This is a genomic window from Pectobacterium sp. PL64, from assembly GCF_022477975.1.
In the GTDB taxonomy this organism is placed as follows: domain Bacteria; phylum Pseudomonadota; class Gammaproteobacteria; order Enterobacterales; family Enterobacteriaceae; genus Pectobacterium; species Pectobacterium jejuense.
On the sequence record NZ_CP092070.1, the window covers coordinates 4,977,564 to 5,001,400 of the forward strand.

General features: G+C 50.0%; 23 protein-coding genes, 1 tRNA gene and 2 pseudogenes. 17 read left to right on the top strand and 9 right to left on the bottom strand.

All coding sequences use genetic code 11. The features are described 5' to 3' along the window. The first annotated feature begins 98 nt into the window (after nt 1-98). From lptF to HP572_RS22420, 5 genes are all read left to right on the top strand, one after another. A complete protein-coding gene (gene lptF / locus HP572_RS22400; RefSeq protein ID WP_240584368.1) occupies nt 99-1,214 on the top strand; it encodes an LPS export ABC transporter permease LptF in 1,116 nt (371 codons plus the stop codon). Next, on the top strand, nt 1,214-2,290 hold the full coding sequence (gene lptG / locus HP572_RS22405; protein WP_010284634.1) for an LPS export ABC transporter permease LptG: 1,077 nt from the start codon (nt 1,214-1,216) through the stop codon (nt 2,288-2,290). Before lptF ends, lptG begins: the two co-directional genes overlap by 1 nt. Before the next feature lie 234 nt (nt 2,291-2,524). Next, a tRNA-Leu gene (locus HP572_RS22410) sits at nt 2,525-2,609 on the top strand. 163 nt (nt 2,610-2,772) lie between these two features. Next, entirely contained in the window at nt 2,773-4,029 is a 1,257-nt protein-coding gene (locus HP572_RS22415; RefSeq protein ID WP_240584369.1) for an integrase arm-type DNA-binding domain-containing protein, read from the top strand. A gap of 148 nt (nt 4,030-4,177) precedes the next feature. Next, nucleotides 4,178-5,485 (top strand): hypothetical protein, encoded by a 1,308-nt coding sequence (locus HP572_RS22420; protein ID WP_240584370.1) that lies wholly within the window; start codon nt 4,178-4,180, stop codon nt 5,483-5,485. Here the strand turns inward: HP572_RS22420 and HP572_RS22425 are convergent. From HP572_RS22425 to HP572_RS22445, 5 genes are all read right to left on the bottom strand, one after another. Beyond that, on the bottom strand, nt 5,458-6,633 hold the full coding sequence (locus tag HP572_RS22425; RefSeq protein WP_240583251.1) for an IS4 family transposase: 1,176 nt from the start codon (nt 6,631-6,633) through the stop codon (nt 5,458-5,460). The genes HP572_RS22420 and HP572_RS22425 overlap by 28 nt on opposite strands. Then, nucleotides 6,588-7,475, bottom strand: a complete 888-nt coding sequence (locus HP572_RS22430; protein ID WP_240584371.1) for a hypothetical protein — start codon at nt 7,473-7,475, stop codon at nt 6,588-6,590. The genes HP572_RS22425 and HP572_RS22430 overlap by 46 nt, the downstream gene beginning before the upstream one ends. Before the next feature lie 535 nt (nt 7,476-8,010). After that, nucleotides 8,011-8,259: an ogr/Delta-like zinc finger family protein gene (locus HP572_RS22435; RefSeq protein ID WP_116362417.1), complete on the bottom strand. Its 249-nt coding sequence runs from the start codon at nt 8,257-8,259 to the stop codon at nt 8,011-8,013. After that, nucleotides 8,256-8,543, bottom strand: a complete 288-nt coding sequence (locus tag HP572_RS22440; RefSeq protein WP_240584372.1) for a hypothetical protein — start codon at nt 8,541-8,543, stop codon at nt 8,256-8,258. The genes HP572_RS22435 and HP572_RS22440 overlap by 4 nt, the downstream gene beginning before the upstream one ends. After that, entirely contained in the window at nt 8,500-8,988 is a 489-nt protein-coding gene (locus tag HP572_RS22445; protein WP_240584373.1) for a hypothetical protein, read from the bottom strand. Before HP572_RS22445 ends, HP572_RS22440 begins: the two co-directional genes overlap by 44 nt. Before the next feature lie 536 nt (nt 8,989-9,524). Between HP572_RS22445 and HP572_RS22450 the strand changes: the two genes are divergently transcribed. The 12 genes and pseudogenes from HP572_RS22450 to HP572_RS22505 all read left to right on the top strand — a co-directional run bounded on the left by HP572_RS22450 (nt 9,525) and on the right by HP572_RS22505 (nt 19,032). After that, a complete protein-coding gene (locus HP572_RS22450) occupies nt 9,525-9,785 on the top strand; it encodes an AlpA family transcriptional regulator (protein WP_039539552.1) in 261 nt (86 codons plus the stop codon). Further along, entirely contained in the window at nt 9,782-10,006 is a 225-nt protein-coding gene (locus HP572_RS22455) for a hypothetical protein (RefSeq protein WP_015841426.1), read from the top strand. Before HP572_RS22450 ends, HP572_RS22455 begins: the two co-directional genes overlap by 4 nt. A gap of 8 nt (nt 10,007-10,014) precedes the next feature. Then, nucleotides 10,015-10,317 (top strand): annotated as a pseudogene (locus tag HP572_RS22460) (ash family protein); the annotation flags it as partial. A gap of 44 nt (nt 10,318-10,361) precedes the next feature. Beyond that, nucleotides 10,362-10,559: a host cell division inhibitor Icd-like protein gene (locus HP572_RS22465; RefSeq protein ID WP_121266703.1), complete on the top strand. Its 198-nt coding sequence runs from the start codon at nt 10,362-10,364 to the stop codon at nt 10,557-10,559. Further along, on the top strand, nt 10,552-10,764 hold the full coding sequence (locus HP572_RS22470) for a hypothetical protein (protein WP_240585808.1): 213 nt from the start codon (nt 10,552-10,554) through the stop codon (nt 10,762-10,764). The genes HP572_RS22465 and HP572_RS22470 overlap by 8 nt, the downstream gene beginning before the upstream one ends. Before the next feature lie 10 nt (nt 10,765-10,774). After that, nucleotides 10,775-13,102 (top strand): phage/plasmid primase, P4 family, encoded by a 2,328-nt coding sequence (locus HP572_RS22475; RefSeq protein ID WP_240584374.1) that lies wholly within the window; start codon nt 10,775-10,777, stop codon nt 13,100-13,102. Nucleotides 13,103-13,426: 324 nt separating this feature from the next. Beyond that, nucleotides 13,427-14,389, top strand: coding sequence for a hypothetical protein (locus tag HP572_RS22480; RefSeq protein ID WP_240584375.1), 963 nt, complete (start codon nt 13,427-13,429; stop codon nt 14,387-14,389). Nucleotides 14,390-14,741: 352 nt separating this feature from the next. Continuing rightward, nucleotides 14,742-14,993 (top strand): type II toxin-antitoxin system Phd/YefM family antitoxin, encoded by a 252-nt coding sequence (locus HP572_RS22485; protein WP_240584376.1) that lies wholly within the window; start codon nt 14,742-14,744, stop codon nt 14,991-14,993. Then, the gene (locus tag HP572_RS22490; RefSeq protein ID WP_240584377.1) at nt 14,983-15,267 is read left to right on the top strand and encodes a type II toxin-antitoxin system RelE/ParE family toxin; all 285 of its coding nucleotides are present in this window, start codon (nt 14,983-14,985) and stop codon (nt 15,265-15,267) included. Before HP572_RS22485 ends, HP572_RS22490 begins: the two co-directional genes overlap by 11 nt. A gap of 700 nt (nt 15,268-15,967) precedes the next feature. After that, nucleotides 15,968-16,396 (top strand): GNAT family N-acetyltransferase, encoded by a 429-nt coding sequence (locus tag HP572_RS22495; RefSeq protein ID WP_240584378.1) that lies wholly within the window; start codon nt 15,968-15,970, stop codon nt 16,394-16,396. A gap of 90 nt (nt 16,397-16,486) precedes the next feature. After that, nucleotides 16,487-17,608, top strand: coding sequence for a cupin domain-containing protein (locus HP572_RS22500; RefSeq protein WP_240584379.1), 1,122 nt, complete (start codon nt 16,487-16,489; stop codon nt 17,606-17,608). Between the two features lie 286 nt (nt 17,609-17,894). Continuing rightward, nucleotides 17,895-19,032, top strand: a pseudogene (locus tag HP572_RS22505) (lipase family protein). A gap of 44 nt (nt 19,033-19,076) precedes the next feature. Here the strand turns inward: HP572_RS22505 and HP572_RS22510 are convergent. The 4 genes from HP572_RS22510 to HP572_RS22525 are packed head-to-tail and all read right to left on the bottom strand — an operon-like array spanning nt 19,077 to nt 23,795. After that, the gene (locus tag HP572_RS22510; protein WP_240584380.1) at nt 19,077-20,270 is read right to left on the bottom strand and encodes an ABC transporter permease; all 1,194 of its coding nucleotides are present in this window, start codon (nt 20,268-20,270) and stop codon (nt 19,077-19,079) included. Further along, entirely contained in the window at nt 20,264-21,379 is a 1,116-nt protein-coding gene (locus HP572_RS22515) for an ABC transporter permease (RefSeq protein WP_240584381.1), read from the bottom strand. Before HP572_RS22515 ends, HP572_RS22510 begins: the two co-directional genes overlap by 7 nt. Continuing rightward, complete coding sequence (locus HP572_RS22520; protein ID WP_240584382.1) at nt 21,379-22,377, bottom strand: HlyD family secretion protein; 999 nt, start codon at nt 22,375-22,377, stop codon at nt 21,379-21,381. The genes HP572_RS22515 and HP572_RS22520 overlap by 1 nt, the downstream gene beginning before the upstream one ends. Continuing rightward, entirely contained in the window at nt 22,374-23,795 is a 1,422-nt protein-coding gene (locus HP572_RS22525; RefSeq protein WP_240584383.1) for a TolC family protein, read from the bottom strand. Before HP572_RS22525 ends, HP572_RS22520 begins: the two co-directional genes overlap by 4 nt. Nucleotides 23,796-23,837 lie beyond the last annotated feature (42 nt).

Here is a 23,837-nt window from a genome sequence, read left to right on the forward strand (position 1 = left end):
AGCTAAGAGGGCAGCCAAAAATGAGTATAAATGGCGCGTTAGCGAAGAAACTATCGATTTTCCTGCAAAAAGACAAGTTTTCACAGGCGTAATTAAGCGTGATCATCATTCGATATCTGGTACGGGAAACCTTTAAGAGTCAACTGGCCATCCTTTTCATTCTGTTACTGATTTTCTTTTGCCAGAAATTAGTACGGATATTGGGCGCCGCCGTTGATGGTGAAATCCCGACAAATTTGGTTATCTCCCTGTTGGGATTGGGTGTGCCAGAAATGGTGCAGCTCATCCTGCCATTAAGTCTATTTCTTGGCGTATTGATGACGTTTGGCCGCCTCTATGCGGAAAGCGAGATCACCGTCATGCACGCTTGCGGGCTGGGCAAACGCGTGTTGTTGAAAGCCGCGCTGGTCCTGGCTGTGTTCACTGCCATCGTCGCTACCATTAACGTCATGTGGCTCAGCCCGTGGTCGTCGCGGCATCAGGAAGAAGTGCTGGCGGAAGCGAAGGCGAACCCCGGCATGGCAGCATTGGTTGAAGGACAGTTCCAGTCCGCACAGGGCGGCAACGCGGTGCTGTTTGTCGGCAATGTCAAAGGATCGGAGTTTGAGCACGTCTTTCTGGCACAGCTGCGCCCCAGCGGTAATGCTCGGCCTTCTGTCGTCGTCGCCGATCGCGGTCATATCAAGCAAAACGAAGACGGTGCGCAGGTCGTGACGTTGGATAACGGTTCGCGTTATGAAGGCACGGCGCTGCTGCGTGATTTTCGAATCACGGATTTCACCAACTATCAGGCCGTGATTGGTCACCAGAGCGTGACGCTCAATAATAGCGACGTGCAACAAATGGATATGCAGACCCTGTGGCATTCGGATGCACACGATGCGCGTGCGGAGTTCCACTGGCGGCTGACGTTGATTATTTCGGTACTGATCATGGCGCTGATGGTAGTGCCGCTGAGTGTGGTGAATCCACGTCAGGGTAGGGTACTGAGTATGCTGCCTGCGATGCTGCTATACCTGATCTTCTTCCTGCTGCAAAGCTCGCTGCGTTCTAACGCCAGTAAAGGAAAAATCGATCCGATGGTATGGGTCTGGCTGACCAACCTGGTGTATTTCGGTATCGCAGTGATGCTTAACCTCTGGGATACAGTGCCGATGCGCAAAGTACGCGCCCGCTTTAAGCCTCGCACTCTTAGAACACAAGGAGCGGCCTGATGTTTGGTGTATTAGACCGCTATATCGGCAAAACGATTTTTACCACCATCATGACGACGCTGTTCATGCTGGTGTCGCTCTCCGGCATCATCAAGTTTGTCGACCAGTTGCGTAAAGTCGGGCAGGGCGAGTATTCGGCGCTGGGCGCAGGGTTATACACGCTGCTCAGCGTACCCAAAGATATTGAGATCTTCTTCCCGATGGCGGCGCTGCTTGGCGCGTTGCTCGGGCTGGGCCAGCTTGCGACCCGCAGCGAACTGGTGGTGATGCAGGCTTCCGGCTTTACCCGCTTACAGATTGCGACGGCCGTGATGAAAACCGCGATCCCGCTGGTGCTGCTGACGATGGCGATTGGCGAATGGGTGTCTCCGCAAGGGGAACAGATGGCGCGCAACTACCGCTCTCAGATGATTTCCGGTGGGTCGATGATCTCCACGCAGGGCGGACTGTGGGCAAAAGACGGCAATGACTTTATCTATATCGAACGAGTGACGGGCGATAAAGAGCTGTCTGGCGTCAACATCTACCACTTCGACGATAAGAACAAGCTGCTATCTGTGCGCTATGCGGCCTCCGCCGAGTTTGAAGATGACAGGAATGTCTGGAAGCTCTCGCAGGTTGATGAATCTGATTTGAGCGATGGCAAACAGATTGGCGGCAGCCAGACGTTCAGCGGAGAATGGAAAACCAACCTGACGCCGGATAAGCTCGGCGTGGTGGCGCTGGAGCCGGATGCGCTGTCGATCCGTGGGCTACACAATTACGCCAAATACCTGAAACAAAGCGGACAAGAGTCGAATCGCTACCAGTTGAACATGTGGAGCAAAATCTTTGCCCCGGTCTCAGTGGCGGTGATGATGCTCATGGCGGTCTCTTTCATCTTCGGCCCGCTGCGCAGCGTGTCGGCGGGTTCACGTATCGTGATAGGCATCAGCTTCGGCTTCCTCTTCTACCTGCTGAATGAGATTTTCCGCCCGCTTAGTCTGGTCTATGGCATCCCGCCGATTCTGGGCGCGATCTTGCCAAGCTCGGTGTTTCTGTTCATCAGCGTAGCGCTGCTGCTAAAACGCCGATAGACCTCAGCTAAATCAGTGAAAGCGCCGAGTGGGGATTACCCCTCGGCGCTTTTTTATTGGTTGTGACAAATTGCCCCCGGCAACACCCATTACCACACAATCGTGAAGGTAAAAAAGTCATAACACGTTGCAAAAGATGATTTTTTCAGCACTTAACCGAACGCGGAGTGGATTAACGTTGCGCGTGGGCCGTCAAACGGTATAATGCACCCGTTTTCCGCATACTACTTCTGTGCCGAAGTGGCGAAATCGGTAGACGCAGTTGATTCAAAATCAACCATCGAAAGATGTGCCGGTTCGAGTCCGGCCTTCGGCACCATTTAGTAGTTCGAGAACGTCCGTAACAGTCCGTAAGTTACTAAAAAGAAAGCCGAAAGGCTTTTTTTTTGTCCTCAAGAGTCCGAGCACATCCGTTGCAATCCAGACCCCGCAGGGGGCATAATTGGGGGCATCCCCACTTCGATTAGAAATGTGCCCCCAAAATGAAGCTCAACGCCCGCCAAGTCGAGACTGCCAAGCCAAAAGATAAAACCTATAAGATGGCGGACGGTGGCGGCCTGTATCTTGAGATAACCACTCGGGGATCGAAATACTGGCGGATGAAGTACCGCCGCCCCTCTGACAAAAAAGAGGATCGCCTCGCTTTTGGTGTTTGGCCTACTGTGACGCTTGCTCAGGCAAGAGCAAAGCGCGACGAAGCTAAAAAGCTGTTAGTGCAGGGCATTGACCCAAAAGCCGAACAGAAAGAAGCTCAGTCTGAGAATTCGGGGGCATATACTTTCGAAACTATCGCTCGTGAATGGCATGCCAGTAATAAGCGCTGGAGCGAAGATCATCGATCGCGCGTTCTTCGCTATCTTGAGCTTTATATTTTCCCTCATATTGGTTCGTCCGACATTCGCCAGCTCAAAACCAGTCACCTGTTAGCCCCAATTAAAAAAGTTGATGCTAGTGGTAAACACGACGTTGCTCAGCGTCTGCAACAGCGTGTCACGGCCATAATGCGTTATGCCGTACAGAACGATTACATAGACTCAAATCCAGCCAGTGATATGGCCGGTGCACTATCGACAACCAAAGCGCGGCATTATCCCGCTTTACCCTCTAGCCGGTTCCCTGAGTTTCTTGCACGTCTTGCTGCATATCGTGGCCGGGTTATGACAAAGATCGCGGTCGAGCTTTCACTGCTGACTTTTGTCCGCTCTAGCGAAATGCGTTTTGCACGCTGGGATGAGTTTGATTTCGAAAAAGCTCTCTGGCGCATACCGGCAACGCGTGAAGAAATAAGAGGCGTGCGTTATTCGTATCGCGGTATGAAGATGAAAGAGGAACATATCGTTCCACTCAGCCGACAAGCTATGGCGTTGTTTGAACAGCTTAAGCAAATCAGTGGTGATAAAGAGCTGCTGTTTCCTGGCGATCACAACGTAACGAAAGTCATGAGTGAAAATACTGTAAATAGTGCTTTAAGGACGATGGGCTACGATACGAAAACTGAAGTATGTGGGCATGGTTTTAGAACGATGGCGCGTGGTGCTTTAGGTGAGTCAGGATTATGGAGCGATGACGCGATAGAGCGCCAGTTAAGCCACTCAGAACGTAATAATGTACGAGCGGCCTATATCCACACTTCTGAGCATTTAGATGAGCGGAGATTGATGGTGCAGTGGTGGGCTGATTACTTAAATGCGAACAAAGAAATATATGTTGCACCTTATGATTATGCTAAGTCGAGCTAGTTTACGGACTCAATTCTGTGTGATGTTATGTCATCATCATCACGTTTCTCTGAATTAGCCCTCATACCTGACTTGAAATGTTAGCGGCATGAAGCGTAATGTAGTTATGTTTTTTTTCTGGATAGAATAGCTTTCTAAGGACATTACCATGCCTAAATTAAGAATATATTTCTCTGATTTTTTTAATGTTGTACCGGAAAAAATAAAAGACTATGGTGCTTTCAATATTTCATTAATTAATGACCTTCCTTTGTTTATAGATCCTTTTTTATTATTTAATAATGAAAAATATAAGGAATTACATCAAGGTATAATAAAGTATGTTTCTTTTTTACGAGATCGGTCTCAACACGGTGAGTTAAATAGTGGCTTGATTAAAAGTTGGTTTTTATTCCCCGAGGTAAAGCAGAACTGGTTAGGTTATAGTATTGTTGGTAATGGTGGTAGTGGCCTAGGTATCGATTTTGCAAAATCATTAAATAATTCATTCTCTAGTATACTACAAAATTTTGGCAAAGAAGAAATAACGGAAGGTAGTCACCTTGAGAAGTTGTGCTTAATTAAGGAAGGCGTTGGGAAGGATAGTGTAAGTGATTTTACCACCAACTTAATTAAATCTTTTCTATTAAAATACACTGAAGATTTCGCTAAAGATAATATAGATAAAAAATATCTCGCAGAGCACATAGTGGCGAAGGTTGAATTTAATTATGAAACCCGAAGTTGGTCATCAAAGAAATTCACGCTACCAACATATGATGACGATTATGTTCTTTTAACGCCAAGGGATATACTTACAAAAGACGAAACTTGGATTAATAGAAATGAAATGATAGAGGATTTTAGAGATATATGTGATAGTATCTCTAATGATCAATTACGTGGTCAGTTATCAGATTACTTTAATAGATGTTTGCCTGATGAGGCAAAGAAAAAAGAAAGAGAACTAGCTGCAGATTTAACAATAAAGAACTATCCTAGCTTTATAGATTATTATATCCGTTATAAAGAACAGAACCCAAATGGGGCTAATCGCGAGAGCGATGCAAAAGTCAGTGAAACTGAACGTAGATATGTTGAAGCTGTCCAGCTTTTAGTTAATATGATTTTTGAAAGGAATGAGGAATTCTTTTATGCGAAGGATGATACATTCGAAGAAACTTATAAACGGGTTAGCTATCTTAAACAAGTAATCGAAAATAACAACGGATATAAAATTTTCTATTTGAATGGCGTCCCTGTTAAACGAGAAGCTGATTTACAGTTAATGTTCCGATTGACATGGTTTGCTAGTATTTCAGATGTAAACAGCGAAGTTGATAATGGTAGAGGCCCAGTGGATTACAAAATATCACGAGGCTCGAAAGACAAAACATTGGTCGAGTTTAAAATAGCCCCTTACGGGCTGAGAGATCCCCAGAAACATCATCAATACACCATGATGATGTTTCGATAGGCTCTCGCCATATCGTCGTATACCCTGTCGGGGTTCATCCCCGACAGGATCCTCGGTGATTGACGGATGACATTTTCACTCAATGTCAGATACGACAACACCCTCCGAGATTTCTCACTGTTCGCCTGAAACCATCTATTTATTCCTTTGCTTTCAAGATAATAACCCGTCAGCCACATGATGATGCTGTAGAGTGTCGCTATCAGGCAAAGCACTGATATTCGCTTTTCGCCCCGACTTTTACTTGCCCTAAGCCCCAATCCATAGCGCTCACTTTTCTCATCCCTGAAATTCTGCTCTATCTGCATACGGCGACTGTAAATTTTAACTATCTCACGTGGTTTATATCCCATCAGGCTGGTAAAAAGCAGCCACGGTTCACGCGCGCTTTTACGATACATCTTGTCCGTTTTAGGGAAGCACTGGTTGCCTTTCCTGCCCGTTGCCCGCTTATGCACGGTATAGAAATGTCCGAGGCAGTCACGGCTGGCGTTGCGTGCCAGTCGCCCAAATCCCAGATAGCATGACTTCGCTCTTGACGTAATATTCCGCGCCATTTTCCATTCCTCATCCCCGATTATCTGAAAGTAAAGGCGACCTCTGACACGTCCGACAAAATGCCAGCCCAGAGAGCGAATGTGGTGAAACCAACTGCTGCGAAAGCCTGCATCAGTCACAACAATGACCTGCTTATCTTTGCCGATGGCGGCAGCCATCTGATCGAGAAAGTCGTTCTGAACGGTAGCGTTGTTCTGGTATTGAGAGGAAATGACTTTACTCATCAGCGGGATAGCTCTTCCATCGCACAGTAGACTTGCCCGCAAAACGCTGAGCTCCGATGACGGATAGCCGCTCCAGTCCACAGCAATAACGCATAATGAAAGGCTGCTGGTGAGGCGGGATACAAGCTTCTGATAAACAGCGGGGACATCGCTAAACATCAGGTCACTGTTGAGATGCCGGTCAACACGCTTAATCTTGTGCTTAACCCGTGCCGGTCCAGGCAGATACCTGCCGATGCTGGTAAGAGAGAGCGATGCGCCACGCGTCAGTGCGACGGTCATATCGAGCAGAGCATTTTTACGGTACTGATGAAGTGAGTTCAGGGACTGGCTAAAAAATTTATGGCAAACTTGTGAAGCAGGCATAGAGGCGTGACCTTACTTTTTGGTGGAACACTAAGTAGATCACAACCTTCATGCCTGTCTTTATTTATTACATCTTTTAGATGAGTTTGAATCGTTTCTTCTGAATTGCTTTCAGATAGTGGATTCAAGTGGTGACATTCTATGAATTCTTTTCCTATATCGCCGTAATACTCTTCAAAATCAAAGTCACAAACATGACAGCGATATCCATATACTTCTTTTGCTATCGATACAAGACGTGGGTTCCTAGAGAAAAAAGAAATTTCCTTTCTTTGTCGTAGCCCTTCCGTAAATGAAACTTCACTTTTTAAATTATTGCTATAGATTGACTTTCTTAACTTTTGTAAATATCCATTTGCACCATTATGAATCTTTAGCCTTTCTTCTATGACTCTATAAATGCTACCATTTGGGCGGAATTTATGGTCGTATCCTAAATCATGTACTAGCTCTTTCCATGTATAGCTAATTACTTCAGATTCAAATAAAAATATTAAAGGAAAACGCTCGTCACCCCATAATGATTTTGACAACTCAGGCGACGATTCATTTAATATAAATTTAATTTTGCATAATATAGGTATGTCTCCGTCCTTAGCTCTTGTCCTAACCAGCAAGACAATATCACCAATTTGAATTTTTTTTATTATTCCTGCAGCTCCTTTGGGTACACCCCATACGTTGCAAAATCCATCACTGAATTCATCATTTAAGATTTTCTGTGTATGCTCTGGATTGCTAGTGGAATTAGCAATGTTCTCCGTCTTAATTTTTTTATAAACCGTTCTGGGGAACGCACTCTCTGCTCCTTTTATACCAACTTCATGGAAGTAAAATTGCATTTATAAATCCTTGTATTTTTTTGGCGACTCAGTTTAAATTATTTATGAGGATATACTTCTGGATGGATATTTGTCTACATATGTATGTACTAAGTCTGAAGTAGGTATTTGATAAAAAATGACTGATTTCCGTCACCTCCGGGCAGCATTTCCTTCCATTTGACCTGAACTCATTAGAAGCCCGCTAACCCACTTAAATACCACCATTTCGATCCAGCATTCCTACAAATTTGTGCGGTGCAACGGCAAACACAGATCGAGAAAATAATTAATTATTACTCCAGCGCGCAATGCTATCCCCGCCACGCCTGCCCGCTTCATGCAGCGCTTTTCATGCAGTTGCATTGAGGCGCTCAGGCCGCGCCAGTACTGGCGCTATAGGGTAGATACAGGGGTAAGTATTGCATGCAAATCCATACACCGTATGCATGCAGGGTCAAAAAATCGCTAGCCAGAGAAAAAAGCTCGTAAAAAAGCCCGCGCAATGGCGGGCGACTTCCTGATGCTGACGGCAATGAAATTATAATCAGGCTAATTAATTCCTCAGGGTTGAGGCTGGGTAATCCTTATATTTTTTCTGCATGGCAGGTGATAACGGAATATCCGGCACGGGCAGATCGCGTCTATTCGACGGCTGAATAATTTCCTCTATTGATTCCAGTGTCCGAAAAGTTGCCGAGCATTCAATATTCCGGCACTGGTGATAACGCTGCTTGACGTTCTCCGATAACGGGCGACTGGTGCGGGCATGGGCGGCATGGCCGCAGAACGGGCAGTGCATCATTTCTCGTTCTCCCGCTGTTTGTGTATCGACTGACCTTTTTGCATCCGTTTGATTGGACTGGTCAGCAAGGCTTCACTGATATTCTGTAGGGTTGGGCTATACAGGCCGATTTCCTGCAACAGTGCCTCTTCTTTCATGTCAAAGCGATAACTCTCCATCCGGCTTTCAAGTTGCTGAGTCACCTCCTGTAGCACAACCTGATTGGCGCTTGCCGTAAAGTTCACATGATCATAGACCTGCTCATCGTGTGATTGCAGGGAAAGCGCATGAAGCCGTAAAGCCAATACTCCTGATAAGCGGCTCTACCGTTTCCATCGTTTTTTCCAGCTCGTAAGCAGCATAACTACGCATCAGGGAGCGGTGGGCATTTTGGTAATCCAGCCCGCTTTTGGCGGCGGATAATTCAGCTTGCTCTTTATCCAACTCTAACGAGGTCACCATACTGTCATACTCTTTCGCCAGCTCTTTGTGGGATACCTGCTGCAAGTGGAGTGATTTCAGGTCGTCTGACATCTGGCCGCCTGCATCACGGAAGCGCTGCCGCCAGTCGTTTTCCAGTAACTGGCTTTTCTCCTGTTCCACACGCTGCTGATTTTGGGCATTTTCAATCGCGCTGATCACGTTCTGTAAAGCACCATTATCTTTCTGATAGGCGACCTTAGCATTGTTGTAGTAGTTACGTTGTTTGGTGATACGTTCATTCAGTATTGAAGCGGAGGTTTTAGTCATGGTCGTTGTCCTGTTTGGGTTATCTGGTGGCTATTGTGCAATTCACCACACAACCCCCGCTATCTGAGCCGGTTGTGCCACTTCCCACACAAAACAATCTCTATCGCAGGCCGCTTCCCCAATTGAGAGCTAACTCTTTTATAAAACTATTCACTACTCTTCACCTGAGAAAAAAGAATATATAAATCAATAAATAAAGGGGTTAAGAGTTGATAAAAAACTCTTCACCGAGTGTTCACACTGTTCACCCGTCTTTTTTGAGCCTTTTTTCTGGCTAGCATGTTTTACGATGTTATTTCCTATAGATAGCGCGGTGATTAATAGCCATAAACACGTAGACTTTTCTCAAATGAGAAACAAAGGAAAACTAAGAGAAACAATGACAATCCGGTGGCAAACAAAGCCTGTTTTTTGCTCATCGATAGCACAACTTCCCCTTGTTGCGGTCTCCGAAAATATTCACATAATAGCGAGCTACCAGAGAAATCCAGCGCCATCCGGCCAGAGCCGTGTGGACATTAACGAGGTAGCGTCACATGTTGTCAGCCACACCCCCAGCCCCCATTCCTGCTATGCCCCCAATGCCACAGCATCCGGCCAGAGAGCGCTTAATGCGCCTGCCGGAAGTGCTGCACGTCACCGGCATTTCCCGTTCGACGCTGTACGATCTGAGCAGCCGCAAAGCCTTTCCCGCCAACGTTTCACTGGGTGGGAAAAGTGTCGCGTGGGTTGAGTCCGAAATTCATCACTGGGTGGCCGAGCGTATCGCCGCCCGCCAACAGGAGAACCACGCATGATCACCTTCACTATCGCCGGTCAGTCGGTCACACTCGATGAACGGGAAGCCCTCAGCCTGTGCGATCAACTGCTGCCCGCCATTCGTAACCCGGCCACTATTGCCGCCCGTGAACAGCGTTTCGGCGCGTTGCTGCTGAGCATTGCACCAACGCCCGCCGCATCTGACTCTCCCCGGCGTTACTGCGCATCCCGTGCCGGTGATGCGCTGACCAACTGCTGAGGCTGTTCATGACTGCGCAATTTATCCGTTTCCCCGGCTTGCCTGCCGGGGCTTTTTGGCGTTATAGTTCTGCCGCTGCCGCAAAATCGGTAGCCGGGATTGGCGTCCCGAGCAACTCAACGGCGACACCAGACGCGCCATGCGTCTTTTTTTACGTCGCGGCCTTAGCACTATTGCATGTTGTGCGGCAGCTTTTTAGCCGTTATTGCATCCAAACAATGGTGGCTCAGGCAGGGCAGCCTTCGGGCTGGCCGGTATTCGTTGAGGCCGGTTACGCCAACCCTGTCTGGGCTACCACCAATGAAATTGGCGTTTCCGGTGGTAGCTATACATGCTACTCAACGGAGAATGCCACATGGCTACGACCCTCACCCCGTCACACCCGCAATTTACTTTTCTGTTTCTGGCCGTGCGCCGCGCCGAATTACGCGCCTTACCGCACCGTGAAGCCGTTATCGCCCCGGATGAAATCAGCGCCCGCCGTCTGCTGGCACGTGACTATGTACTGGCTTTTGCTGGCCGTCTGCCTGTTCAGGGGGCTAGCCATGTTTGATTCTACCCCGCTGACCCTTGATGAAATCGCCGACCAGTGCCGCGCCCTGACGCATGCCGTGATTGAGCTGGATAACCCGATGGCAAAAGAGGTGCTGTTGTTTGTGCTGGCCGAACGGCTGGAAGTGCTTTCGGCCACGCTGGATACACCCGACACGATCGGCGACCTGAGCGACGTTGACTACACCGACACCACACTGCATTAAGGGGCAACGCATGGCACACCTTACCGTGACACAGGCTGTGAAACGCGCCAGCGGCCACTGGCCGCAACTGCTCCCTGCTGTGGGGATCCGCATTGATGCCACCGGGCAGCATACTGCCTGCCCGATGTGCGAGGGCAAAGACCGTTTCCGCTTCGATAACAAAGAAGGACGCGGCACATGGTTCTGCAACCAGTGCGGCGCGGGTGACGGCCTGAATCTGGTAGAAAAAGCCCTGAAACTGACGCAGACAGAAGCCGCCCTGAAAGTGGGCGCATGGCTGGGTGACCAGCCGGACAGCCCGGCAGCGCCAACATCTGACGACGCAGACAGCGAGGCCGCCCGGCAACGGGCGGCGGTTCAGGCACAGGCAAAGCTGAAAGAGGCGGTGATACAGTCCGGTAACACCTACCTGAGCGCCAAAGGCTGGCCGGACGTGACCGTACCGACCCTTACAGGTAAGCCGCTGCGCGTGGGCGGTATCACCTATCAGCCCGGTGATGTACTGGTGCCGCTGACCACGCCAGAGGGTGAGGTGGTGAATCTCCAGCTTATCAATGCACAGGGTGACAAGCGCACGCTGAAAGGCGGACAGGTCAAAGGTGCCTTTAACTGTTTCAGCGGCAAACAGGCCAGCGTTATCTGGCTGGCCGAGGGCTACGCCACCGGCTTAACGCTGCATCAGTTAACCGGTGATGCGGTGTATGTCGCGCTCAGCGCGAACAACCTGCCATCCCTTGCCCGTGAGCTGAAAACCCGCTACCCGGCGGTCACGCTGCTGATAGCGGCTGACCGGGACGAGAACGGCACCGGGCAGACCAAAGCGGAACAGGCCGCCGCTGCCGTCAATGGCCGTGTCGCGCTGCCGCCGGTGTTTGGTGACTGGAATGATGTTTATCTTACTGAAGGCGCTGACGCTACCCGGCAGCACCTGAATGCGTTTACCCAACCAGAGCCAGTCAGCCCGTTTGAGTCGCTGGGCGAGGCCGAATTCAAGGCCATGAGCGCCAGCGAGAAAGCGGAGAAGATACGCGACCACTACCGCGATACGCTGGCGATTGACGCGTTTGGGGAAACCTTCTTCCAGTACCAGAACGGCGCGTGGAAAGTGTTGCCTTATCGCCTGTTAAGCCGGGATATCGCCGCACTGTTTCAGAAGATACAGGCACCCTTTACCGCGTCCGGGATTGGCAGCGTGTTGGACACCCTGAAACTGATTATCCCGATGCAGGAGAAACCCCAGCGCCGGTTAATCGGTTTTCGTAACGGGGTGTTTGATACCGTCAGCGGGGAATTTAAACCCCATCGCCGGGAGCACTGGCTGAATACCGTCAATGATGTGGATTACACGCCGTTTAAGGCCGGGGAAAACCTTGCCGACAACGCCCCGCACTTCTGGCGCTGGCTGACCCGTGCCGCCGGGAACAATACGGATAAGCAGGAGCGCATTTTAGCCGCGCTGTTTATGGTGCTGGCGAACTGCTACGACTGGCAACTGTTCCTTGAAGTCACCGGCCCCGGTGGCAGTGGAAAAAGTATTCTGGCAGAAATCGCCACCATGCTGGCTGGGGAGGACAACACTACGGCTGCCACCATCAACACCATTGAATCATCGCGTGAACGTTCGTCGATTATTGGCTTCTCCTTAATCGTACTGCCTGACCAAGAAAAATGGAGCGGTGACGGTGCAGGCATCAAGGCCATTACCGGCGGCGATGCAGTGATGGTTGACCCGAAATACCGTGACGCCTATTCCACCCGTATTCCGGCGGTGATTCTGGCTGTCAATAACTCGCCGATGCGCTTTAGTGACCGCAGCGGCGGCGTGTCCCGTCGCCGGGTGATTATCCACTTCGGCGAAACCATCCCGGCCAACGAACGCGACCCCAAGCTGAAAGAGAAAATCCGCGCAGAGCTGGCGGTGATAGTGCGTCACCTGATGAAACGCTTTGAAGAGCCAAACGACGCCCGGACGTTGTTACAGGCACAGCAACACTCCGCTGAGGCGCTGGAAATTAAACGACAGGCTGACCCGCTGGTTGATTTTTGCGGCTACCTGCTGGCGCACGGCGACACCACCGGGCTGTATATGGGTAACGCCAACATTACGCCACGCAACCCGCGTAAATACCTGTATCACGCCTACCTGTCCTTTATGGAGTCGCACGGCCACCAGAAGCCGATCAGCCTGACGGCCTTTGGTAAGGTGCTGCCCAACATGATGTCGGAATACGGGCAGACGTACCTCAAAGGCAGAACCAATCAGGGTATACAGACCAATCTTGAGCTGAAAGACGAATCCGACGCCGATTGGCTGCCCAAGTGCGAGATAGCGAGGTAGACACCAGAAGCGACAAAACCGGCTCCGGCCGGTTTTTTTACGTCAAAAAACCGTAATAGATGATGAATCACTCATCACCAGCGCATCTTACTTGACTACCTGTTTGCAAATTACTGACCATCTCCAACAAAAAACGGACACAAATCATCTACAGTATTGACAGGCTGCTTTGGGCGAGGAGCGGACATTGCTAGCACCATTCTGTGTGAATCAACCGGGAGTAGGTCACTCCCTTTTTTTATTTTCGGTTATTGATTGGTTATCAAAATTTTATCAAAATAGGTCATCAAAACTGAATGCATCACATCAGCAGGATAGCTTAAAGTGAAACTGACTATTTTTCTTTTAGTTTTATTAACAATAGTTGTTTCTTCTTTATGGATATACCAGGGATTTGAGAACCCTTGGTATTTGCTTAGTGAAGAACAACATCTTTATATATATTCCACGCAAGCGCAAGTAATTGCTGCTATTTATGGCCTAACAGTTACAGGTTATATATTTCTTAGGAACAACCAAGACAAACAGAAAGAAAGTGATTCAACTAAAACAGATGCAATAAGTTTAACTCAAAACAATGAAAGAGTTTTATTATTTGCGTTAACTTTTTTTTCATTATCAACAATTCTACTGGCTGTTTTTACTTTGGTGTCATTTGATGATAAAGTGAACATGGTTAGAGTTTTTTCTAAAAATTTGTGCACGGCATTTTTCATAATAACTATTTTTCTCTTTTGTTATTTTATCCTGTATGTCCTGCGGTTGGATAAAATTGAAAAAGCAAGTGAGGAAATCAAGAAATCCATAGACAAGTATGAAAAAAATAAAACTTCTGCTACTCAGTCCTCGTCGGATATGAATGGAAATGAGAGCGAACTCAATGATAGTGATACGATTGAAGAAAAAAATGAAAATGAAAATCAAAACTATGATGACACCACTGATTCTCTCGCTCTATTCTTATACAAATTCAATCAGTTAGAATCATTCATTAACAGACTACTTAATAAATTATATTCTAATCAAGCCCAATCCATTGGTATTGATTTGATTCCCACTCATTATTATAGCTCTTCTAGGAAAGGGAAAAGGCATCGCTCTATTTCAATTGCGTTAAATGAATTGGTTAAATTTGGGCGCATTGATAGCCGGTTGAATAATGATTTGAGGGAAATAATAAAATATCGCAACGCTTTGGTCCATGGGCAGGATTTAATCCCATCAAAAATCATGATTCAAAAGATTGATAGAATTGCAAAGGAAGTTGAAAGTTTATTAGGAAGTTAAGATTAAAATAAGGCCCAAAATTGGGCTTTAACTAGGTCGTCAGCAACGTCCGCCTTTGGCACTTAGCTGCCGGTCAACTCAGCAGGAGACCGGCCTTCATATTCTGTTGGAGATGTCCAAGCGAAATGCAAACAGGAAGTCAACTAAAATGCAAAAGGGTAGTCCAGTGAATGCAAATACCCAATCACCCATTAATTTATTGATTAGTAAAAATAAAAATCCGTGGTGAAGAGAGTGGACAGTTTTGTGCAAAATCTTTTTATTGTGGAATCACGTTTATACCGTGATGTTACTGCCTTTTTGGTTAAGAGCTAAATTCAGTATCAAACATCATACTTAAAAGAGGCTGATTATGTCCGTGCAACCTATCCTTGCAAATGCAGCCGTGAGTATCAGCGACTTTAAAAAGTCGCCCAATGCCGCGCTTAAAAAAGCTAACGGCAAACCTGTAGCCGTGCTAACCAATGGCCGTATCTCTGGCTATTATGTTTCCCCGGAAACATGGGAAGCGCTGGCCGATTATCAGGAAGATATCGAACTTGCCAAAATCGCCCGTTCCCGGATGAAGGGGAAACGTGTGAAGGTCGATCTGGATGAGTTATAAGCTGGAGTTTGAAGAGCACGCGCTGAAAGAATTTAAGAAGCTGGGTGCGCCCGTGCGGGAGCAGTTCACCATAAAGTTGAAAGAGGTTTTACAAAATCCCCACGTTCCCGCCAACCGACTTCATGGAATGGCTGACTGCTACAAAATCGAACTTCGTTCCGCTGGCTATCGGTTAGTGTATCAAGTACTTGAGCATGAGATCGTGGTGCTGGTTTTAGCTGTGGGCAAACGGGAACGCTCAGACGTTTATAAAACAGCGAAAGACCGACTATAAACGCGGATGTCTTAAACCCGCGGCTTCCTTGCTATGCAGCATACCTACCATCAAGGTGATGAGTAACTCGTCACCTGTTCACCAACTCATCACCCATTAATCTATTGATTATTAATAATAAAAACCTCTGGTGAAGAGGGTGAACAGTTTTGTGCAAAATCTTTTTATTTTGGCTGAGTCGTTGTCATTAGATGTGTTCGGTTAGGATCCGTTGCACGGAATCGAATCCGAGCGGATGATAATAAATCTTATTTACAGGGTTTTATCTGTATCTCTCTGATATATAGCTAAAAACCACATGGGGGCACAAAAGGGGGCATAAATTATTTATATAATAATTTTATCCTTTATATTCATTGTCTTATTTTAATACATGAGTCCGGCCTTCGCACCATAGTATGAAAATCAAGTCACCTTAGGGTGGCTTTTTTTATGTCTGAAATTCAGATGGTTATACCTTTTCCTTAATCTCTTTTCCCTCAACCTTCTCAAATCATCCAATTTTCCCTTACTCACACAGATAGCCACAATCACCATGAAAAAGAATCATATACCGAAAGGCGGATTGTGCTTATGCTGAAACGCAGCGCCTGTGCTGGGTTGCGTGCAGAAGTACAGGAATCCCTGAAACCACATTTTCAACGGCGCATTATTCATGCAACCTCATGATTTTTAATAAACGGGAGCTGGAGGAGGGCGAGTGGAGTTAATCGTGACGCACGACATTACCGATAGCGATCGGGAAGCACTTTTTACGGGTTTGAGAAGCTACAACCATCGGTTTATTACTCCTGCGTCTTTTGGGCAAATTGGAATTTTTCACCGCAATAGTGCCGGGACTATGCTTGGCGGGCTGATCGCAACCCGTAAAGGATTGTGGCTGTGTATTGATTATTTGTGGGTTGGAGAAGAATCCAGAGGCCTGAAGCTCGGCAGCGCGCTAGTGAAGGAAGCGGAACAGGAAGCTATGCGTCTTGGATGCCGTCATGCGCTTGTGGATACGTTTAGTTTTCAGGCACTTCCCTTCTATGAAAAGCAAGGTTATCAGCTGCAAATGTCTTTACCTGATTTTCCTGAGGAAGGCATGTTAAGGCACTATCTAATAAAGAAAAATATGCAGGCTGCATGATAGTTAGCCGCCCATTGACCAATGACAAAGTAGATAAGGCGTGGCCTTCTTTATAATCAGGCCCGTTTCTCTTCTTACTGGTGTGGACGCATGGCTTACCAACTTAATCTTAACTGGCCTGAATTCTTAGAAAAATACTGGCAAAAACAGCCTGTTGTATTGAAGAACGCTTTCCCGAATTTTGTCGACCCGATTACGCCGGATGAGCTGGCAGGTTTGGCGATGGAGGCGGAGGTCGATAGCCGTTTGGTCAGCCATAAGAATGGTCAGTGGCAGGCCAGCAACGGGCCGTTTGAGCATTTTGATAATCTGGGTGAAACCGGTTGGTCGCTGCTGGCTCAGGCTGTGAACCACTGGCATGCGCCGTCTGCTGAACTCGTGAGCCCGTTCCGCGTGTTGCCAGACTGGCGTTTAGATGACCTGATGATCTCCTTTTCCGTACCGGGCGGTGGCGTGGGTCCGCATATCGATCAGTACGATGTCTTCATCATTCAGGGGATGGGCAGCCGCCGTTGGCGCGTGGGTGACAAGCTGCCGATGCGTCAGTTTTGCTCGCATCCTGCGTTGCTGCATGTCGATCCTTTCCCGCCGATCATTGATGAGGATCTTGAACCGGGCGACATTCTCTATATTCCGCCAGGCTTCCCGCATGACGGTTTCACGCATGAAACTGCACTTAACTACTCCGTGGGGTTCCGCGGGCCGAACGGCAGAGATTTAATCAGCAGCTTCGCTGACTACGTGCTGGAGAACGATCTCGGCGGTGAGCACTATAGCGATCCTGATTTGACCTGTCGCGAGCATCCGGGACGGGTTGAGGCGTATGAGTTTGACCGTCTGCGCGAGATGATGATCGACGTGATTAATCAGCCAGAAGCGCTGAAAGCGTGGTTTGGTCGCTTTGTGACAACGCCGCGCCACGAGCTGGATATTGCTCCGGCTGAGCCACCTTACGAGCAGGATGAAGTTGTGGGGGCGCTGATGGACGGCGGCGTGTTGACGCGTCTGAGCGGGCTGCGCGTTCTGGAAGTCGGCGGTAGCTACTTCATCAATAGCGAACGGCTGGACACGGTCGATCCGAAAGCGGCGGATGCGTTGTGTCGTTATACTGTTCTCGGTCAAAAAGAGCTGGGTGAAGCGCTGAATAATCCGGCATTTGTGGCTGAACTAACCGGGCTGGTTAATCAGGGTTACTGGTTCTTCGACGAATAAACTCCCTTCTCTTTAGCGGCTTATGGCATGACGTGCCAGAGAGCCGCACATTACTATTCGCATGGTTCGCTGTATCAAAAGCGTATAAGTTCGCCCTGTTAACATTCGACTATCAGCCTGATGCCTATCGCGCCAAGGTTAATATCGCCATGGCCTAATTTCTCTATTGCTAAAAGTTAGTTACCTATTGAATTTAATAATGAAATTATCAATTTTTGACATCATTCAATCAATAACTGAACTACCTTTTAGGGGATGCCAAATCAAATAACTCTGGAGAGATGTCATGTTTCATTTACCTAAAATAAAGCAATCCCCCTTAGCGTTATGTCTCATTATATCAGCCTGTGTGGTGGCACCGTTTTCTTCCGCAGATACGAAGGCACCAGGCACGCTAGTAAAAAAAGTGCAGTTGGCTGAGGAGTATGGCTTACTGGAAGCCGCTGAGCAGTATCGGATCCTGTATCACTCTCGAAGTGGTGTGGATGGCAAAAGTCTACGCGACGACACCGGCGCTGTTTTCATCCCTAAAGGTGAGACGCCAGAAGGTGGCTGGCCAGTCGTGGTGTGGACGCATGGAACGATAGGTGTGGCGGCTGCCTGCGCACCGTCTCTCAATCCACGTTCAGCGCGAGATGCGCAGTATTTAAATACCTGGTTGTCGTTGGGGTTTGCCATTGTGGCGCCGGACTATGCGGGGCTTGGGTCTGCCGGGCTACATCACTACCTCAATGCACGAGGGGAAGCGTGGAGCGTGCTGGATGGCGTAAAAGCATCGTTGAGTACATTCCCGTTGCGTAATCAGTTAACGCTTGTCGGCCAGTCACAGGGGGCGCATGCGGCCTTTGCGACAGCGGGCTACCAACCGGATTATGCGCCGAACCTGCATATCGTATCGACGGTATTGACCGGTACGCCCTATTTTGATGACAAGTACCTCTGCGGCAGATCTTTTTGCTGGGGAAAGTGGAGAGGGCGGCGATCCAAAAATACCTTATGTGATGTATATCTATCTCTCGGCGGCCGATATCAATAAAGAGCTTAAGGTTGATGATTATTTCACACCGAAAGCTGCGGCCATTGTCGCTGACGCACGTAAGATGTGTATCGGTGAGCTGACGCAAAAGGTGATGGCCGAGGGGCTGAACGCGAAGAATAGCCTGAAGCCTGCGATCCAAGGATTACTGGACAGCCAAACCCCGAGTTTGCGCTATAACACACTCAAGGTTAACCAACCGGTCTTCATCGGGATTGGGACCAATGACATTAACGTACCTACAAAGATGCAGCGTCACTTTGCGGAAGATGTCATTAATGCAGGGACGTCAGCAGAGGTACATGAATATAAAGGCATGAACCATAGTGAAACGGTTAACGTTTCACTGCGTAATTCGGCCCCCTTTGTGTGGTCGGCAAAACCGTAAACCTCTTGTCCCGACGTACCTGTCGGGACATTCATTTTTAATGTTCAATAATGTGCCAGGCATCGACGCGCTGCCTGATTTTTCCGTCGGTATTGCCGCTGCCGATACCCTAACATTCCCCACGCCAGCAGGCCGTACAGCGCGGCCAGCATCCACAAGTGCCACCAAAATTCGCCGATCTGGGCAAAGTCAGCGCCCATCTGGTTAAGACGCAATATCCCCTGAATCGTGAAGACGGCGGGCACCCATTGCGCGAGCCAGTTCAGAGGCGCGGGAATCATTTCAACGGGCCAAATGAATCCGGAGAGAAAGACAATCGGAATGGAAGACAGCAGCACCGCCTGACTGGGGAGATCTTTGCGCGTAAAGGCCGCTCCCAGCACAACACCGAGCCATAGCGTCGAGAGCAGAAAGGGCAGCGCAAACAGCAGCAGTTGGCTCATGCTGGCTTCGCGTGCAATGCCGTAGGCATCGAGACAAAAGCCGAGCATGTAGAGTAGCGAGAGCAGATAGGCTCCGCCAACGACCAGCGTGCGAGCCAGCAGCAAACGCCACGATGTCGCAGATTGCCAGTAGCGAACTTCGCCAGACTGCGAGCGCTGATTTTGTCCGGCACCGAGCAGGCCGCATCCCATCAGCAGAATCTGGTGCAGGATCAACATGAAAACGCCGGGAACCACGTAATCGACATAGCCCATGGTGGGGTTAAATACCGGCACGACATTCAGCGAGGTTGCCTGCCACTGTGAGCTGGCGGCGGGTATGCCTTCCCCCTGAGCCAGCAGCCGTGCGACTTTAACCTGTGCGCCCGCGGTTCCGCCGACTGTCGCCAGAGATTGCGCGATTGCGCCGTAGATCAGGAAGTAGCTGGCATCTGCTGAATAGCTTACCGTGACGCTTTTTCCCTGCATGATATCGCGGTAGAAATGGCGCGGAATATAGAGAATCCCTTTCGCTTCGCCGTGCAGAAGCAGCGCCTTGGCTTCATCCAGCGTGTTGCGCTGCGCCACCAGCCGCACTTCCGGCGTGGAATCGGCCATAAATGCCAGACGGCGTGAGAGCTGAGTGCCATCTTCATCAACCAACACCACCGGCAGTTCGCGCGGCGTCTGGGTGAGGTAAGGGCGCGGATAGAGAAAGGAATAGAGCAGAATCCCGCCGAACAGAGTGAGCAAGATTGTCGGATCGCGCAGTAAGCTGCGCAGCTCAAACCGGATGAGGGTGGCGAGGGTCAGCATGCTACCTCCTTGTCACGAGGTCGATAGCGCCAGAGGGTGAGCGGTAGCAGCAGCCAGAATAGGGCGAGTGCTGCCAATGCGGGCGCGATCTGAATGAGTCCTGCACCGTAGCTGGTGATGGCAATCGCGATATCGCCATAGTGAGCGACGGGCAGCAATTGCCGCCAGAATGTGGCGAATGTCTCCATCGCTGCCGCCGGAAAGGTGATGCCCATAAATGCCAGTCCGGGAGCCATTAACGCACCGACAATGGAAACGGCACGCGCCGGATCGCGAATCAGCGCATAGAAAGCCATGCCCAGTGCCACGCAGGCGCCGGCGGTCACGCCGATTGAGACAAAGAGCAACAGCGCTGAGCCGTTAAGCGGGTAATCAAGCAGGCTATACAGCCCGTAGCTCCATAGGCCGCCCCACGCCCAGCCGATCAGCCAGTGCGTCAGGAATTTAGCACCGATGGCCGCGCGGTTCTCCGGCATCCAGTGCGCTCCGTGCCGATCCTCCCGAGCCAGCGTATTCAGGCCATATAGCGCGAGCAGGATCGACCAGATCGAGGGAATAATCGCGTTCAGTAAGAACTGGGCGTAGTTGGAATTTTGGTTAAACAGCGCGGTAATCTGTCCACCAATCGGCACCGCTAGCCCTTTGGCTTCTGGAACTGCCGCGCCTTGAGCCAGCGCCTGCACCACGGCGATCTGCCCGTTGAATGTTCCCGCTACCAACGCCAGCGAGCTGTTGATGACCTTTGCAATCAGCACAAACTGCCCGTTATTCCAGGCGGTGATGGTCGGTGATGTTCCTTGCCGGATATCACGCGCAAAGTGGCGTGGGATGACCACCAGCGCGTAGATCTCACCGCCGCGTAACGACGCTGAGCCTTCTGCCACGCTCGGGAACTGGTGGTTCAGGTTGAAAGACGGCGAAGCATGCAGCTCTCTGGCAAACTGGCGCGACATCGTGCTGTTATCCAGATCGATCAGGCCGATGGGGAGTTCGCGCACAATGGCCCCGGATAGCGTCCACCAGGTAATCAGCATGGCGACAAGCGGCAGCCAGAGCGCTAAAGCCATCCCCCAGCGGTCGCGCCACAGCGCCCTCCCTTCGCGCATCATCACATTTCTACCAGCGCGCTCATGCCGACACGCAGCCCACTAATCGGTTGAATCGGACGCGCCTCCACTTCGAACGTTCGCATATCGAATCCTTGTCGGGTATCCGTTGCGCGCCACGTGGCGAAGTCGCCCATGACGGAAACGTAAGACACCTTAAACCGGAATGTCTGGTTGTTCAGCGCAGGGATACGCGCCTCAAACTCGGTGCCCATCGCAAAGCGCTCAAGGAGATCCTCACGCACCGCCAGTTGGATCCAGATGTCGCTCATGTCCAGCAGCGTGACTACAGGAAAGCCCTGTGGCGCAATTTCGCCGCTGCGCAGTAACACATTGCTGACTTCTCCTGTATGCGGGCTGACGACGCGAGCCTCTGCCAGATAGGCTTCCACCTCGGCGACCGAGCCGGCTGCCATGCGGACTTTTTCCTCTGCCGCAGCCTGAGTTTCTTTCCGCGTGCCTTCCAGCGCCATTTGATATTCCTGCCATGCCATTCCTTCGGTATAGCGTGCGGCATCCCAGGAGGCTTTAGCTTCATCCCGTTTTTGCAGCGGCAGCACGCCTTCCTGATAGAGATTTTGTACGCGCAGATAGGTCTTATGGCTGAGTTCGGAACCGGCTTTGGCTTTTTGCCACTGATCTTTGGCGGCGGCGATCTGCTGTTCACGTGCGCCTTTTTTGGCTTCCAATGCCACCGCGCCTGCTGCGGCTTCACCCGCTTTTGCCTGTTCCAGCTTCGCATCCAGTTCCGGCGTCAGGAGCGTGAAGACGAGATCGCCGACGTCAAGCTGCTGGCCTTTTTGTACCTGCACTTCTGCGATACGACCCGCTACTTTTGATGATACCGAATACTGCTGTGCTTCGACTTGCCCCTGCAACCGTATCGGTTCGGGCTGATAGGCAAGCCAGAAGCGATAGGCTATCCAGACAACCACAATCAGCAGAACGGCCTGAAGGAACCATTTGCGTGTTGAACGTGAAGGGAGCTGGGGCTGTGTCATGGCGTCACCTGTATGGCGTATTGGGTCTGGTAGTCAGAAAAGCGGTTTATCTGGCTGGAAATCGCCATCAATCTGGCGATGGACACCACGTAACGATAGGCCGCAGAGGCACGCTGTGTTTTGGCTCCGGCCAGCTGGTTTAGCGCATCCACGACGTCCAGTGAGGTAGACATGCCCTGCATAAACGCCTTATTACGTAGCTGGACGTTCTCTTCGGCCAGTTTTTCTGTCGAAGACAGAGAATTGAACTCTTCCAGCGCCAGTCGGGCTTCTCGCCACGTACTTTCGACCATTATCTCAAGGTTTTTCCGCATATCGGCTTCCAGATGGTTAACCTGCATTTCTGCGCTTTTCGCGGCGGCGATGTTGTCGGAGCGGCCTTCACGGCTGATGAGCGGGACGGAAACACCGACACCCACCATCCAATCCGGCGTAGTTCGGGCGGCCAGCGTGTCCTGCTCATAGAGTTGATAGTTGCCGAAAAGGAATACGTCAGGAGCGTATTTGGCGCGCTCTATACGGATGAGATCCTTGGCCTGATCGCGCTTGGCAGAGAGCACCTTTAAGCCGGGGTGCGTGTTGAGTGTTTGCTTCACCAACGCAGGCAGTTCGGGAAGCGTTTTATTGACGAACAGCGACGAGGAGGGGGTTGCACCTTCTGTTTTGATGAGCTTTTCGAAGACCATTTCGGTGGTCTCCATACTGCGCCGCGCCTTTTGCGTTTCGATACGCGCCATGTCATAAGCGGATTGGGCGGACAGCACCTCGACTCGGGCGATTTGGCCTTGTGCTTCCAGCTTGCGCGCGTGGTCATAGTGCTGCGCCATGCCTTTCTCTATATCCTGACGCGTTTTCATCACCTGATGCGCCATCACCACGCCGTAGTAAGTCTGTGCCAGCGCCTCAAACTGCGCCAGCGTGCGGATGATTAGCATTTGCTCAGCCTCATTGACCTGCGCGGCACGAATCGACTGAGCCGCATCAATCCGGCCTCCGGTGAATAACGGCCAGACGACCTGAACGGAGCTGGTTACTACATTTTGTTCTGTGAAGCGGGTGACGAAGGGATTGCCGCTGATATTAATCAGCTGATTGAGCGCGGCGAAGATGTCCCGGTGATTCGATAGCGGGTTTAAGTCGCGTGCGTCCAGTTCGACAGGTTTGTCGAGGCGTGTATAGCTTGCGCCCACGTTGACCTGCGGCCAATAGAGCCCTTTGGCGGATTCTTTCAGGAACTGCGCGCGATCGACTCCTGCGTGTTCAGCGGCAATGCTGTCATCGCTCTGCAACAGGCGGGCCCAGGCCTGATTAAACGAGATGGTTTGCCCAAATGCCGTGGACGACCAGCACTGCAACAGCAGCAGCGCGATGGGAAAATAAGTCAGAAGCCGGAGTTTGCTGTGTGTTATTCGAGGCATGACAGGTGAAATCATCCTTTTACCCAAATACCGTCAAATTGA